Raw genomic sequence first — 16766 nt, forward strand, 5'->3', positions numbered from 1 at the left:
TATTTATAAGGTCATTTTATTCAAATTGGCTGCGATGTCATTTAACATTTCCACAGTGGGAAAACCATTGTTTTGTCTTCGTAATTTTATGGAGTACCAATTGTTCCATTTTTTATCCAGATCTCCCGATTCCCTGTGCTCAAAAATCCTAGCCAATTGATCCCTGGCAACAGGAACCAGCGCTATTGATTCTTCTAAAAAACTTGGGTTTTTGGATGTTTCAAACTGCCGTTTTAATACAGCCATTTTATGTAGGGTAGTTTCAAATGCAAGTAAATCCGAGTACAATTGTACGGGAAGCAAAATGTAGGCATGGTAAAAATCACTTTGTTCCAAGGCCCAACCCTTTTTAGCCTCAATCAATGATTTTTGTATGATTTCATTGCTTTGAATCGTGGTTTGATAATCACTTTCCACTCGGTTATAATCGAAAGGAATCGGTGTTTTCCCAGGTCTTTCTATAGGTGCATTTGATAAATAGGATACCGCCTCCCTGATTTCCCATAAATGTTCCACATAACCCCTTCGTCCTTCTTGAGCCTTATGCAGCCATTTCATGGAAGCCACTGCATGTTGAGCAACTTCTTTTGAAAAAAAACGTTCGGTCCAGTTCTTATAAAAATCACCTCCATTAAACGTCTCAGGGTCATTACAGACAGCACTATAGGCTTCCAGATTCAATAAAAAGGGCCTGAAGTTTTGTCCATTTACCAAACAAAAGGCATCCGCATCATAATTTTGAAACATTTCCTTCATAACTGTTTCAACCTTTTCGGGGTAAGGATTGTGTACCGTATGGTTCAACCAATACCCTGCATGCATATAGGTGCCAAAATCGTACCCATCCGTAGTGTTGGGGAGATGTTCAAAATCACCAAAACCATGGTCGGACCACAAAACGATCCAATCTTTGGGAGGCCTAAATCCGCTATTCCACATTTCCATTCCATCGGAATAACACACCAAAACCTTTGTGGCACCCGTCTTATATTCATCGACCAAATTGCCGAAAGCCTTATAAACCTCATTAAAAACATCAATCTTATTTTCGCCACAAGAACTTTCATATTTCCAGTCCCATACTTGATGACGGGGACGGAGAATGAAAATATCGGTTTTTGCCAATGGTGTTTCCTCAAAATAATAACGCCAGGCCTCCAACCAATCATTTTTATAGGTTTTCCAGCAATCCGCTTTTTCAGCCGGCATGGGATGGATTTGATAGCCCAAATTAAAATCTACGGCGATTTTCATGCCCCTTTCATGGGCATAGTCAATCATTTTCCCTACATAGGCAATATCAATTTGATAGTCTGGTTTCAATGTTTTGTACTCAGGTCTTATAAAAAATTCAGGCCTTCCCAACATATCAAATAATTGAATGGCGTTGTAACGCATACGAACCAAAGCATCGATCATTTCGGTGTAAGTTTCCCAATCGTATTCCAACAGTTTCCCCCTGTAATTGGCCAACTCATCCACATCATTTTCAAAATAAGCCAACAATGGGACTTTTGGGGGGGGAATGGTTCTTGGTTGAAAATCATAAAGGTCCAATCCCGATTTTTTACTTGGTAATTTACCTGTCCAATATTCCAAGGGGTCTACACCCAATATTTCCTTGGAATAATCGTAAACGGCATACTGCAATCCCTGAACATCCGAACCACCGATAACTATTACCTCTTGCCCTGAAGAAAGTTTTGCCTTGGACCAGATACCGCCACGGGATCCTGGTATAGCCTCCGATAAATTAATTTTTTGTTGAAATGATAATTCCTTGATCAGCGAATTTGATTTTGTTGTACCTATAACGAAAAAATCACCTTTTTTAGGCAATTCTTCTTTTTCAGAAATTAAGTGCACATCTCCATCAACAACCTTATCTAAATCTGATTTCAAATCAGTTACAGCTCCTAATTCCACTGTAGACAAAGAGTCTCCAACCACCAAGTAGCAAGTATTGGTTTCTAGAGTAGTACAAGAAAAAATAAAAGCAAATCCCACAAAAGAAATTAATACCGTTATTTGTTTTAAATTAAAATATTTCACGATTTTAATGGATTGTTATATAAATAGTTGACGATTAAAATATAGGCAGACATAAATTCGCCTGCCTATACAAACTAACTCAAAAAAACACTATTGAAATCTTACTAATAATTAGGGTTTTGCTCCATGGTACCAGGGGAAAGGGCCAATTCTCTTGTTGGTATGGGACGTAATAAATGAGTTGCCGCATCAAAAGCACCATGGTCGATTACATGAGGGTTATATAATTCTATACGCTCTTCCAATTTACCCATACGTTTTAATACCGCCCATCTATTGGTTTCTCCGGCTAATTCAAGAGCTCTCTCTTCTAAAATAACATCTAAATCTATAGTAGTATAATGGTCTACGACTCCTGTTGCGCGCTCTCTTACCCTGTTTAAGTGAGTTAAAGCAGATTCCGTATTACCTGCTCCGAGAAAGGCTTCTGCAGCCAATAAATGGGTTTCGGCAATTCTAAAAATAAACGTGTCACGAGCACCTCCATTTTCGTCCAAATAAATCTCATCATCAAACTTTTTCATAATTGGGAAGTTTACAAAATATGGATTTGATGAATATGTGTAATTTACTCCCGCAATATCATCTGGCTTACCCCACAGGTATTCATCGGGTTGATATACCCAATACCTGTCTAACTTATCAGTAAGTTCTGCGATCTCAAGTGGTTCTTTAGGAAAATATACCACTGTATCTCCTGGAATAATCACATCGTCCTCCCAAGCAGAATCCTCATCTGCATAAATAACACGGTGTATAGTGGCCGCTTCACGGGTATCATTATCCTCGAATAAAGAGTAGAAGTACGGCGTCATCATCCAGCTAGCTCCCGATGTACCATATTGGTTTGAACGACTTACGCCCGGATAATCGAATAGATTGTACATAAATAAGGAGTGCTTGTTGTTGTTCCTATCTTCATCAAAAGCATTGTTCTCCCACTGTGCCGCAAATAAAATTTCATCATTTACTTGATTGGCATAATCAAAGACTTCCGCGAAAGTCTGGGTTCTAATATCATACCCACCAATAGCCTGTACCGCTAAATCTGCTGCGGTTTGAAAATCAGTACTAGAGCCAAAACTTTTGTAAGCTCTTGTAAGGTATACTTCAGACAACAAGTGCTGAGCCGCCCTTACAGAAAAACGGCCTATTTCTGGGTCATCTTCCAAATCTGGAATAGCTGCTTCTAATTCACTAATTATTAATGAGAAAGTTTCTTCTTCTGAAGAGCGTACATAATCATTACGAATGCTCAGTGGCTCTTCCAGATCTAGATTAACACCACCGTATTGTACAACCAAATTAAAAAATGCCAAAGCTCTTAATGCACGTACTTGTGCTATTCCATACGTTTTATTGTTCAAATTAATATCGCTCCAATCAATTTGGTTTTCAAAACGATTGATTGCTGTGTTGGCTTTGGCAACTACATTATAATTATCACTCCATACACCATTCGTTTCAGGAGCTACAAAATTTGTATAATCATTTGTGCTACTAAACGCAAATAACTCGCTCTTGGTAGTAAATAAATCCGTTCCGGCAAATTTATAGCCATGGTTTCTGTATACGGCCCTAGTTGCTGTATAAACACCAATTATTAACTGATCGGCATTATCTTCATTAATAAAAGTTTCACTTGTAACATCAGAATACGCTTCCTCTTGTATAAACTCATCACAAGCATTAAACAACATTGAAATAACCACCAATGTTATTATAGATTTTATGTTTTTATATATTTTCATCTTTACTATATTTTATAAATTAGTATGATAACTTGAGTCCTAATAACACTGTTTTCATCATATAACCTGCATTATATGTGTTACCTAGTGCGGTTTCCGGGTCTGGGCCTGCATAATCAGTGAAAGTAAATGGATTTTGAAGATCTAATGTTAGCCTAAGGCTTGACATTTTAAGTTTATCCAGTGCATCTTGATTAAAACTGTAACCCAGGCCGATGTTGCTTATTTTAACAAAATCAACATCTACATAATAATCATTTCCTGTTGAAGCATAATGCGCAGCTGGATTTGCAGCACCCTGATTATTTGGAGTCCAATAATCCAGATCAACCTTATTGAACTTAGCCCCATCATTTTGCCAAGGCGCAAAATTGTTATAAAATTCAGAGTGCCCGTAAGTTCCAAACCTGGCGTGCATTTGTACGGTAAAATCTATATTTTTATAAGCAAATGTATTCGTCATACCACCAATCCAGTCTGGCGATATGGAACCTAATACCACATTATCATCTTGGTTTAGAACCCCGTCATTATTCTGGTCTACATATTTCCATTGCCCTGGGAATGCCCCATAGGTATGTGCTTCTGCTGCTTCGTCCATCTGCCAAATTCCGTCAAATTCGTAGCTATAAATAGCATCTACCGGAGCTCCTATCTTACGTACTCCATGGTTTCCATAAGGAATTTCGTCTAAATCTCCTTGAAGTTCTAAAATCTCATTCTTATTTCTTGCATAGTTTAAACTAGTAGTCCATTTAAAATCTTCCGTTCTAATATTAGTTGTATTAAGAGTTATTTCCACACCTTTATTACGAACAGAACCATAATTTCCTATGGCAGTCTCATAACCGGTTATGGATGACAAAGTTCTTCCCAAAATTGCATCCACTGTTTTTTTATTGTAAACTTCCAACCCTAAACGAACCCTGTCTTGAAAAACGGCAAGATTAAAACCTAGGTTGTATTCTTTAGAACGCTCCCATGATAATTCTTGGTTAGCCAATCCTGCCACCTGAACTCCGTTTAAATGATCGCTTCCAAAAACATAATCTGACCCATTCAAAAATGCAAAAGACTGGTAAGGAGAAAGTACATTATCGTTTCCGGATTCTCCATAACTTAAACGTACTTTAAGATTGCTTAACCAATCTACATCTTGCAAGAACAATTCATCGCTTGCTTTCCAGGCGAAAGCTGCAGATGGGAAAAAGGCCCACTCATTACCAACTGCCAATTTTGAAGAACCATCATATCTTCCTGTAAATGTAAACAGGTATTTATCATCGATACCATAGTTTAATCTCCCTGCAAAAGAGGCCAAGGTTTCTTTTTCATAATCTGTTCCATAACTTCTTATATCTAAACCAGCTCCTGTATTATAATATTGATATATATCGGTATCAAAATTTCTAGTTTCGATGTTACTAAACTCATCTTGTCGGTAATATATAGAGGAAATTAAAGTGGTTTTCAAATTATGTCCTTCTGCAACATCAAAATTCATATCAACAATATTGTCCCATGTATACGAAGTATCAAAATAAGAATCATAATATGCACGTGTTCTGGTTTCGTCATTACGGGCAGATTTAGTTAACAATCCAAATTGTTGCCCATGGCGTGTTGTACGTAAATTTGGTGCAAATTGTGTTTTGAAACTTAACCACTCCGTAGGTTTATAGTTTAAAAATACATTGGCTATAACATCCAAAGAACGTGTATTGTTCAACCATGCATCTTCGTAAGCTTCATAATACGGATTTGTAAAACGCCCATCTTGATCGTCAGGGAACAGAATAAGATTTCCATCTGGATCACGAGGATTTACGGTAGGGGCCAAACGCAATGTACTTCTGAATAATTCATTACTTCCCGTTTCACGCTCTGACAGGGATAAATAAGCCTTTAGACCAACCGTAAACTTATCCGATACTTTTTTGGTAATAGCTGTACTTAAGTTGTAACGTTCAAATTTCTCTATACCTATTACTCCCTCATTACTTAAATATCCTATAGAACCACTATAGGTTAATCCGTCATTACCCCCTGACATACCAACTGTGTGACTAGTTTGAATTCCAGATTTCAAATAATCGTTTTGCCAATTTGTGTATCTTCTATTCGCCACATTGTCGGCTTCTTCATTAGAAGATCTGAATTCACCCGAGAAGTCAATAACCGCATTGTTATAATCTTCAACCGTTGGATAGTAAGGTGTGTCATAATCAAATAAACCTTGCCACTCCCTACTTCTTAAAACGTCTTCTACAAAAGCAACATACTCATCTCCTGTAAACATATCTGGCTTATTAGCCACCGAATTTACCCCTAAAGTAGCTTCATAAGTAAACCTCGCTTTCCCTTCTATACCGTTTTTTGTAGAAATTATAACCACACCATTGGCACCTCGAGAACCATATATAGCAGTAGCGGACGCATCTTTTAGAATATCTACTTGCTGTATGTCCGCAGGGTTTAAAATATTGATATCATCAAAAAACACCCCATCTACAACAAATAATGGTTTTGATAAATCACCATCGAAATCTAAACCATCCCTAGTTTCATCGGTATTTTGTATTACGGTATTACCTCTTATATCAAATGAAAGTGGCGCACCTGGCTTATTGTTTGTAGTCCTAACATCAACCCCGGCCACTCGTCCTTGTAGAGCCTGTCCCAAATCGGTTTTTTTCTGCTGTGTTATCTCCTGTGTCCCTAATGATTCTACTGCCCCTGTTAAGTCGCTTCGCTTTACAGAACCATAACCAATCACCACGACCTCATCAAGTTGAGAAGCATCTTGCTGCAATTGTACGGTATAATTAGAAGATCCGTTCAACGCTATTTCCTGGCTTTGAAAACCAATATAGGAAATAATCAATGTACCAGATTCATCTTCAACGGAAATAGTAAAATTTCCATCAAAGTCGGTTACCACTCCATTAGTGGTTCCTTTCTCCATAACATTTGCTCCAGGTAAAGCAATACCTTGATCATCAACAACAACCCCGGAGACAGGTGTCGTTTGCCCAAAAGCGTTTGATGAAATGCCTATGAACAAGACAATTAATAATAGTTTTAGTTTTTCCATTTTAAATTAGTTTAGTTTAAAAAATGTGATTATTTCTAGGATATTAATGTTATGTTAAAATTAGAACAGTTGATCCTTACCAAGATGGATTTTTCATTCAAAAACATGGAAAGACCATTTAAACTTCAATTTGAGACATTTACAAATGTTTAGCTAAATAATATGCCAATAATTAAATATTTAGTCCATAAATTTTATATAATACAAATAGTTGCCATAAAATCATATCAAATTTATCCATGCTTTTGGGTAGTATATCCATTCCCTTAGAACGAACAGATCATATTTTCGTGGATATAGAAATTAATAATTCGTAAAAATCAAAACTTATATCCATCATGGATCAATTCAATATTAAAGATAAAGTAGCGGTAATAACCGGGGGGGCTGGGGTCCTAGGAGGATGTATCGCGGACAATTTAGCCAAAGCAGGAGTTAAAATAGTGATTTTGGATAGGGATGAGAAAATTATAACCTCCAAAGTCAATACCATTATTAATAACGGTGGTGAAGCCATGGGACTTATCACCAATGTCCTTGACAAGGCTATATTGGAAAAAAACAGGGATGAAATACTTTCCCGATTCAGTAAGATCGATATTCTTTTGAATGCAGCAGGTGGCAATATGCCCGGCGCCACTATAGGGCCAGACCAAACCATTTTTGATTTGAACATAAACGATTTTCAAAAAGTTACCGACCTTAATTTAAATGGTACCGTATTACCCTCCATGGTTTTTGGGGAAGTCATGGCCAAACAAAAAGAGGGTTCAATTGTCAATTATTCATCAATGACCGTTGAACGTGCCATTACCAGAGTAGTTGGTTATTCGGCCTCCAAGGCGGCCATGGAAAATTTTACTCGATGGATGGCCGTTGAAATGGCCACCAAATTCGGCGGTAAGATACGTGTGAATGCCATAGCCCCTGGATTTTTTATCGGTAACCAAAATCGGAAACTATTGACCAAAGAAGATGGGTCTTATACCGAACGCGGCCATACCATTATCAAGAACACCCCAATGAACCGTTTTGGTGAGGCCGACGAACTGAACGGTGCCATTCATTTTTTATGTAGTGATGCCGCAAAATTCATAACAGGGGTGGTTATTCCCATTGATGGTGGGTTCAGCGCTTTTAGTGGCGTATAATTAAAAACATCCAAAAATGACAATGCAACAAACCTGGAGATGGTACGGTCCCAATGACCCCGTTTCCCTACAAGATATAAAACAAGCCGGTGCCACGGGAGTGGTCAGCGCCTTACACCATATTCCCAACGGTGATATATGGTCGGTAGAAGAAATCAATAAACGGAAAAAGGAAATAGAAAATGCCGGATTATCATGGTCCGTTGTTGAATCTATTCCTGTACATGAAAACATTAAAACCCAAACAGGGGATTACAAACTTTATATTGAAAACTATAAAAAAAGTATTGAAAACCTGGCTCATTGCGATATACAAATCGTGTGTTATAATTTTATGCCCGTATTGGATTGGACAAGGACTTCCTTGGACTATGAAGTACAGGATGGCTCAAAGGCCCTACGTTTTGATGTAATTGCATTTGCTGGCTTTGAACTGTACCTATTACAACGACCAGGTGCCGAAAACAACTATACCAAAGACCAAAAGACCAAGGCAAAAGCTTATATCAATGGTTTGTCCTCCGAGGAAAAAACCAAATTAATTAATAACATCATCGCGGGATTGCCCGGTGCCGAGGAAGGGTATACCTTAGAACAGTTCCAAGATATCCTTAATACTTATTCAGGAATCGATGGGGCAAAATTAAAAGAACATCTTATATTTTTCCTAAAGGAAATCATTCCGGTTGCAGAGCAAAATAAGGTGCTCATGTGCATTCACCCCGATGACCCCCCTTATCAAATCCTAGGCCTACCCCGTGTAGTCAGCACTGAAACCGATTATGCGTATTTATTTGAGCAAGTGCCCAGTTTATCCAATGGAATTACTTTTTGTACCGGTTCTTTAGGAGTGATTCCTGAAAACAATCTAGTCCATATTTTCAAAAGATTCGCAGACCGGGTTCATTTTATTCACTTGCGCAGTACACAGCGCGATGAGGAAGGTAATTTTTACGAAGCCAATCATTTGGAAGGTGATGTAGACATGTTCGCCATTGTAAAGGAAATTCTTATTGAACAAGCTCGAAGAATGAAGGAAGGACGAGTGGATCACAGTATTCCCATGCGTCCTGATCACGGGCATCAAATGCTCGATGACTTACATAAAAAGACCAATCCAGGGTATTCCGGAATAGGCCGTTTACGCGGTTTGGCCGAAATACGTGGTTTAGAGTTGGGTATTAGAAAATCATTGACACTTTAATTTGAAAAAATCAGGCTTATGAATAATTCGACAGATCATGACAATCCCATGCAAAATTTGGACGATTGGGAAGACAACCTAAAAGAACGCTATCCGGACCCGAGTGATATGACCAAGGATAAGGAAGAGTTCAGAAATTATGTTGATTCAGAGCGAGTAGATACGGTACGGGAATTTTATAGGGTTAACCATCGCTATCAAACCTATGATTTCGTCTGCCAAAAAGAAAAGGAATTTTTAAAATTTGACAAGAAGGAAATGTCACTTTGGGAAGCTGTGGATTTCCTGAACACCTTGGTCGACGATAGTGATCCCGATATTGACCTAGACCAATTACAACACTTATTGCAAACTTCGGAAGCCATTAGGGCCGATGGCCACCCAGACTGGTTTGTTCTTACAGGGTTCTTACACGATATCGGCAAGGTTTTATGTCTTTTCGGTGAACCGCAATGGGCGGTTGTGGGCGATACCTTCCCGGTAGGGTGCAAATTCTCCGAGACCATTGTATATCCTGAATTTTTTGCGCACAACCCCGATTCCACCAATGAGAAATTCAATACAAAATATGGTATTTACGAGCCCAATTGTGGATTGGACCAAGTGAAAATGAGCTGGGGACATGACGAGTACCTATATCAAATCCTAAAGGATCATTTACCGGAACCTGCCTTGTACATCATACGGTACCATTCTTTTTATGCCCAGCATCGTGAAGGGGCATATACCCATTTAATGAATGAAAAGGACCTTGAGATGTTCGAGTGGGTCAAAAAATTCAATCCCTACGACCTATATACCAAAGCTCCTGTAAAACCTGATGTTAAGGCCCTTAAGCCCTACTACGAGGAATTGGTTAAAAAATACTTACCCGATGTCATAAAATTTTAATCAAAACCAACCAAACTACCTTTTCTATGTTATATACTTATTTGGGATTCTTCGGCTTTACGCTACTTGTTATTTTTTACACGAGCTATAAGCTTAGAAAAGATAAGTTTACTACATCGGAAGGTTATTTCCTAGCTGGAAAAAGTCTCTCTGGACCCATTATTGCCGGCTCCATGATACTTACCAACATTTCTACCGAGCATTTGATCGGTATGAATGGTAGTTCCTACGAGAACGGTATCATAGTCATCGCATGGGAGGTAACTTCGGCTATTGCCTTGGTAATTGCCGCCATATTCTTTATTCCCAAGTTCCTGAAAATGGGACTAACGACCATTCCCGAATTTTTGGAGAAACGTTTTGATGGCGCCATTCGTTCCATAGTGGCTTTTTTACTCATGTCTTCCTTCGTGATAACCCTATTACCCATTGTTTTGTATTCTGGTGCCATCAATATTGAAAGTGTCTTTGACTTCTCACACATGTTCGGCATTTCTAATGAAGCATCTTTAGTGTATACCGTACTTACCATTGGCGTCATTGGTGCGTTCTATGCCGTTTTCGGTGGATTAAAGGCTATTGCTTATTCCGATTCACTGAACGGTGTGGGATTGATGTTGGGAGGTTTGCTCATACCTGCCATAGCACTTTATCAAATTGGAAATGGGGATATCTTCAATGGATTGAGTACCGTCTACAATTTTGCCCCGGCCAAATTCGACATTATAGGCAAACCGGACTCTGTATTGCCTTTTTCCGTTTTGTTCACTGGACTAATGATCAATCAATTATATTTCTGGGGTATGAACCAATCCATCATACAACGGGCTTTTGGAGCAAAAAATCTTGTTGAGGCGCAAAAAGGTTTGATCTATACAGGTGTATTGAAGTTATTCGTTCCCATAATCATTGTGCTCCCAGGCCTTATTGCTTTCTATTATTTTCAGGACCAATATTATGAAACCCCCGATTTAATCTATCCACTACTAGTAAAGAAGGTTTTACCAACCTATTTGTATGGTTTTTTTGCTGCCATCATTTTAGGTGCGGTCTTAAGTACCTTCAACAGTGTCTTAAACTCAGCCAGTACTATATTTTGTTTGGACATTTACAAAAAAATAATCGATAAGGATGCCTCCGATGCCAAACTGGTGAAGTACGGGAAATTATCTTCGGTTGTTTTAGCCGCCATCGCCATTATCGTGGCACCTTTTGTGGCCTATGCACCTGACGGTCTGTATATGCTGTTACAGGAATTGAACGGTATTTTCTTTATTCCCATTTCGTCTATCATCATTGCGGGAATCTTTTTTAAACGAATCAATGCCAAAGGGGCAAAAGCCGGATTGTTTTTCGGGTTTACATTTTATATACTTACCACCTTCGTTTTGGACATCAACATCCATTTTGTTCATTTATGGGGCATTGAATTTGTGTTGAACTTTATCATTATGTTCTTGGTTTCAAAATACACCACCAGTAAAAAACGGGAAACTTATAAAGAAAAATCAACCCAAGAAAAACCTTGGTCCGCCGTGAATATGGCAGGAGCGACCCTCGTTTTTTTGACTATTCTTATCTACGTATTACTTTCTTAAGAAAGCATATCAACGCCTAATCAAAATAGTATTCTTCCCGGGCTTCAAATGAAGTATCCCTTGATCCATTTTATTGCCATTAAGCATGATTTTCGCGTTGGTGTTGGTCCCAACATCGAATTCAGCCTTCATATTTCCGGGAATCTCAATGGTATATTTCCTTGTGGTGCCCTGAAGAACAAAATCCGCCTTGATCTGCCCCTTAATGGTTGGCACAACAATCGATGTTTCTGTTAAGAAACCTAATTGTGGTTTTATGGTAGCGATGTCATAACCTGGAACCTTCGGATTAATGCCCCACAATCCTCTGGGAACCATGTTGGCAGGGACAGCTCCCCATGCGTGGTTCCAATCCGAATTGGGTTTGTATTTCATGTCCCAAGCCTCTAGCGTCATCGTAGATCCGATACGGATCATATTATACCAGCTTCTATTTGCTGTTGATGTCATTAAATCCAACGCATATTGCCCCTCACCGGCATTATATAGGGCTTCCAACAAATATTGCGCCCCATATACACTACAGGCCATGCCCCTACTCTTTATAAATTCCCCTACGGATTTCTTTGCCGTTTCGGGCACTAAATGAAACGCCATAGCCATCATATTCGAATGCAAAGAAGCATGGGACGTACCTTCCCCATCAGTATAAACACCTTGGGCCTCATCGAACAATACCGTATTGATCGAGGTCTTTACCTTTTTGGCCAAATCATTATAAAATTTAACATCATCCGGTTTATCCAGAACCCCAGCAAACTCGGCCATGATTTCCAAATTCCTATAGTACATACAATTCACGACCGTATTTATAGGTGTAAATACAAAACCATCGCGCTCCCCTTCCGGGGTGGCCAATTTCCAACCAGTGTCCTTTTGTGCCGGTGGCCAATCCACAATATCCTTCAATTTGGTCTTAGGGTCTTTGAACCCTAATTTCTTCATGAATTCGGGCGATGCATTATTAGAGGAAATGAGTCCGTCTGCCCTTCGCAGTTCTGCCAAGATCTTGTGTTTTAAATCCTCATAATATCGCTCGATAAGTTCGGTATTCCCCGTATACATATAATCGGCATGAAACATAAGCGCTACATGCAACTGCCATTCGGTCGGCCAGGTAGGATGTTCCATAAAATACGCTATGGTTCGCCCTGCCATGGCATACTCATTATCCAACGAATAATGACTCAATTGGTTAAGATAGGCATCGGCTTCATACGGAATACGTTCCCTATCCCCATCTACATATACCCCTGCGAAAGTGGTTGCCTTAATGGTATATTTACATAAGTCCCATACCTGATCAAGAATGGTGTCCGAACTCTGAAAACGGCTCTCATTATCGTCCCAATACCCATGATACGCCAATTGTACAATATCATTTTCTAGTATGGGCTCTTCTGCGTATTCTATTTCCGCATATCTGAAAGGCATTAATACGGGTATTGAATCTGGAAGTGCAATAGCCCCGACCTTTGTATTTCGCTTATCGGGACGAATGGGCAAGATATAAGTATTCTCCTCTGGATTTACCGGTAAGCGTACCTCTTGATAACGGATGGTACCTTGAGGCTCCCTATTGATCACACCATTGGTCAATTGTTCCCCGATATGAACAACCAAAGTATCTTTCTTTTTGGTCCTATATTTAATTTGAAGGGTAGCGAAAGCAGCTTTACCAAAATCGATATGATATGAAGTATTACCCGCAGCCTTTAAAGTAATTGGTCTAATATGATCCAATTGAAGTCTATTGGCACTGATAATCCCTTTTTCAAGCTTACCCATGCTAAAAGACCGTATCCCGGAAAACGCTGATGGCATATCCGTAGCATCCCAAATCTTTACTTTCCAATAATACGTTTGCCCTGCTATCAAAGGAGTGCCCTGATATTCAATACTCGATGACCGTTTATCCGACACCTTGCCTGAATCCCAAACATCACCTACGTCATTTCGTAATTGGCTTGCTGATGAAGCCACCAACAACTGATATGCTTTTTGCGAAATCGCCGATTGGGGAACAATCCAGCTAAATTCAGGATTAACATCTATAATCATTACCCCATTGGTATCACGAATATACTCCACCGTGAGGCCTAGGGGTTCTTCCCCATAAACAATTTCAGGAACCTTTTTCCCTTTACACCCCAATACTAGGAAAGTGAAAACAAAACTCAGAAAATAAAACTTCATTACCGTTAAAAATTTCAAATAACACTCCATTTCAGGACCAAGATTTATTCCACAGGTCCTGAACAACCTTAATTTACCCTTACAATGCTATAACAAATCCTTAAACGGGTTTAATTTCCCAACCTGGCTCATATGTTCTTGACCATAATTTCATGGCTTCGCGATTGAATATACGGCCTGTTGTCTCATCTACTTCAAAGGCATCATCAATACGCGATGCTATGTTCGCATAATGGGTAAGCAATTGACTAACTACCCCTTCATCAATGGGTGAGGTTAAAGCGGCTTTACCACGAATGGCATCAAAAAAGTTTATGGTATGGGCCGTTGAGAGATTTCCTCCGCCACCAAGTGCGTTACCAGATTCAATTCCTGGAGAGATATTTTCCTTGATCAGCTCCCCTTTTAAACTGTACAATTTATAACCATCGCGATCAATATAAGCACATCCTTTGGAACCGTAGATTATGGTTCCCCTGCCGGCACCGTATTTGGAGTACCCGTTTCTACTTTGTCCGTCCCATTTTATGGTCCTATTATTTGAGAATTTAAACGTAGCCTCCATGGTATCGTACATTTCCCAACCATCATCCTTATAATGGAATTTTCCTGAATTAACCTCCACACGTTCCGGATATTCCACTTGTAATGCCCATCTGGCTATATCCAATTCATGTGTAGCATTATTCCCCATTTCTGCGGTACCATAGTCCCAACCGTACCAATGCCAATTATAATTCCATGTATCATCGGTATAAGGTCTTCTTGGTGCGGGCCCTTGGAAAAGTTCCCAATCCAATCCTTCTGGTGGTGCTGTTTCTTTTTGATGTGGTACAGGCCCTCGTTTGCTGGTATAAAATGCCGTAGCATGATACACGTCCCCTATAATTCCCTCATGAATATCCTTGATGATTTCCTGTGATTGGGCAGAGGAACGTTGTTGGTTACCCATTTGTACTACCTTGTTGTATTTCTTTTGATAGGCCACCAGCAACTCCCCTTCCCTAGGATTATGGCTGCATGGTTTTTCTAAAAACACATGTTTTCCAGCCTGCATGGCCATACAAGCCCCCGGGGCATGCCAATGATCCGGGGTAGCCATAAAAATGGCATCTACATGTTTATCATCGATGATCTTACGAATATCATTCTCTAAAATCGGGGTATTCGGAAAGGCCTTGGAAACCACTTCAGCGGCTTTTTCCCTTTGGCTTTTCATAACATCGCATAAATAGCGTAACTCTACATTGCTTTCTTTTTTAACTATTCCCCCTAAATAAGCTTGGTACCTGCGACCCAGACCTTGTATCGCAACATGGATACGGTCATTCGCCCCGATAATCTTGGAATAACTCTGCGCACTCATGGCGTTAAGACTTCCTCCTAATGCCACACCTGCTGTTCCTGTAACTGCTTTTTTTATAAAACTTCTTCTATTCGACATGTTACCCAACTTTTTTAAGATTTAATTTTAATGTTTTTGAAAGACACTCTATCCCCATGATCTTGCAATAAGATCTGACCTTTTTCAAGCTCGCCGAAATTAGGCCACTTTACATACTTGCTTTCAGAAACCAGTTTCTTGAAAGAATCACTGTTTCTCTCATATTCCAAGACTTTCATACCGTTCAACCAATGTTCTACATGGTTACCTTTTGAAATGATATGTGCAGAGTTCCACTCTCCGATCGGATTCATATGTTTGTTAGCATCCGCTTTGATCAAATCATAAAGGGAAGAGACCGTTCTACTACCTTCGTGGTTACCCAATTTGGCATCAGGATGCAAGGCATCGTCCAATATTTGGTATTCAAGTCCGATAGAGGATCCCGGTCCTTTATTGATCTCAGTATCCACATAATATTTTATTCCACTATTTGCAGCTGGAGTCAATTTGAAATCTACCTTCAGTTCAAAATCCCCATACAACTCTTTGGTTACGATATCACCTCCGGCAGTAGACTCCTCCCCGCCAGATGACAATACAGTAAGTTCACCATCTTTTATCTCCCATCCTTTATCGGGGAATTCCTCTAATTTGGCACCACGCCATCCTTCGGTAGTCTTACCGTCCCATAACAATTGCCATCCTTGTTTCTTTTCATCAATGGTCAATTGGTTTTTAGTCATGACAGGGGGCAAGGTAGATTTTTTTGAATATTTGCCAAGACTGTCAGTTAGGATATTGATATTTTTCCACATGATCTCTGTCCCCTCTTTCTGGTGCTCTTTTATACTGTGGACTTGCAAGCCGATAAAACCTGTCGCTGTCTTATCATCTATAAGATGTGCCGCAGGCACCCCATTGATCCATGTTTTAATGGTATCTCCGATAGCTTCAATGCGATAGTGGTTCCAATCATTTTGTTTGAAGGCTTTTTGTCCTTCAGGATTATCTGTCAAGGGACACAACCAACCTCTGCGTGATTCGTCATATATTCCGGCACTCCAAGCCCGTTCGGAAGGATCAATTTCTATTTGATAGCCATGCACCCGGCCATCCCTATAATAAGGAAAGCTATTTGAACGTATCTGAATACCTGAATTCATGGTGGAGTCTACCTTATAATCCAATTCCAAAATAAAATCACCATAAAGTTTATCCGATCTTAAGAAGGTATTCGGTGTATTTCTTACTGTGGACCCAATGATGGTTCCGTTTTCCACTTTATATTTAGCTTCACCACCGATAACGGACCAACCATTTAAGGTTTCTCCGTCGAAAATAGGTGACCATGGCGTACTATCTTTCTCATTTTGTCCACAACTTAAGAAACCTATAAAGGTAAGAAGCAACAATGCTTTCTTTAGACTGCTTTTTTTCATAAT

10 protein-coding genes are annotated in these 16766 nt (G+C 39.4%); 4 read left to right on the forward strand and 6 right to left on the reverse strand.

Translation table 11 applies throughout. The annotated features are described in order from the left end of the window. Positions 1-3 precede the first annotated feature (3 nt). From R3X28_RS08860 to R3X28_RS08870, 3 genes are all read right to left on the reverse strand, one after another. Positions 4-2052 (reverse strand): glycosyl hydrolase 115 family protein, encoded by a 2049-nt coding sequence (locus R3X28_RS08860; RefSeq protein ID WP_317664000.1) that lies wholly within the window; start codon positions 2050-2052, stop codon positions 4-6. A gap of 104 nt (positions 2053-2156) precedes the next feature. Then, positions 2157-3803: a RagB/SusD family nutrient uptake outer membrane protein gene (locus R3X28_RS08865; protein ID WP_317664001.1), complete on the reverse strand. Its 1647-nt coding sequence runs from the start codon at positions 3801-3803 to the stop codon at positions 2157-2159. 19 nt (positions 3804-3822) lie between these two features. Further along, the gene (locus tag R3X28_RS08870) at positions 3823-6897 is read right to left on the reverse strand and encodes a TonB-dependent receptor (protein ID WP_317664002.1); all 3075 of its coding nucleotides are present in this window, start codon (positions 6895-6897) and stop codon (positions 3823-3825) included. 338 nt (positions 6898-7235) lie between these two features. On the opposite strand from R3X28_RS08870, the gene R3X28_RS08875 reads away from it, so the two are divergent. Genes R3X28_RS08875 through R3X28_RS08890 form a run of 4 tightly spaced genes read left to right on the forward strand, consistent with a single transcriptional unit; the run spans position 7236 to position 11741 of the window. Next, positions 7236-8048 (forward strand): SDR family oxidoreductase, encoded by an 813-nt coding sequence (locus R3X28_RS08875; protein ID WP_317664003.1) that lies wholly within the window; start codon positions 7236-7238, stop codon positions 8046-8048. A 22-nt stretch (positions 8049-8070) separates the two neighbouring features. Then, on the forward strand, positions 8071-9252 hold the full coding sequence (gene uxuA / locus R3X28_RS08880) for a mannonate dehydratase (protein WP_317664084.1): 1182 nt from the start codon (positions 8071-8073) through the stop codon (positions 9250-9252). A gap of 18 nt (positions 9253-9270) precedes the next feature. Then, on the forward strand, positions 9271-10143 hold the full coding sequence (locus tag R3X28_RS08885) for an inositol oxygenase family protein (protein ID WP_317664004.1): 873 nt from the start codon (positions 9271-9273) through the stop codon (positions 10141-10143). Between the two features lie 26 nt (positions 10144-10169). Then, complete coding sequence (locus R3X28_RS08890; protein WP_317664005.1) at positions 10170-11741, forward strand: solute:sodium symporter family transporter; 1572 nt, start codon at positions 10170-10172, stop codon at positions 11739-11741. Between the two features lie 9 nt (positions 11742-11750). Here the strand turns inward: R3X28_RS08890 and R3X28_RS08895 are convergent, their stop codons facing one another. From R3X28_RS08895 to R3X28_RS08905, 3 genes are all read right to left on the reverse strand, one after another. Further along, the gene (locus tag R3X28_RS08895) at positions 11751-13937 is read right to left on the reverse strand and encodes an alpha-L-rhamnosidase C-terminal domain-containing protein (RefSeq protein WP_317664006.1); all 2187 of its coding nucleotides are present in this window, start codon (positions 13935-13937) and stop codon (positions 11751-11753) included. A gap of 100 nt (positions 13938-14037) precedes the next feature. Beyond that, positions 14038-15381: a Gfo/Idh/MocA family oxidoreductase gene (locus R3X28_RS08900; protein ID WP_317664007.1), complete on the reverse strand. Its 1344-nt coding sequence runs from the start codon at positions 15379-15381 to the stop codon at positions 14038-14040. A 14-nt stretch (positions 15382-15395) separates the two neighbouring features. Then, positions 15396-16763 carry a DUF1080 domain-containing protein gene (locus tag R3X28_RS08905; protein ID WP_317664008.1) on the reverse strand — a complete coding sequence of 456 codons (1368 nt, stop codon included), beginning with the start codon at positions 16761-16763 and terminating at the stop codon, positions 15396-15398. Positions 16764-16766 lie beyond the last annotated feature (3 nt).

It is taken from the genome of Maribacter sp. TH_r10 (genome assembly GCF_033101095.1).
GTDB lineage: Bacteria > Bacteroidota > Bacteroidia > Flavobacteriales > Flavobacteriaceae > Maribacter_A > Maribacter_A luteus.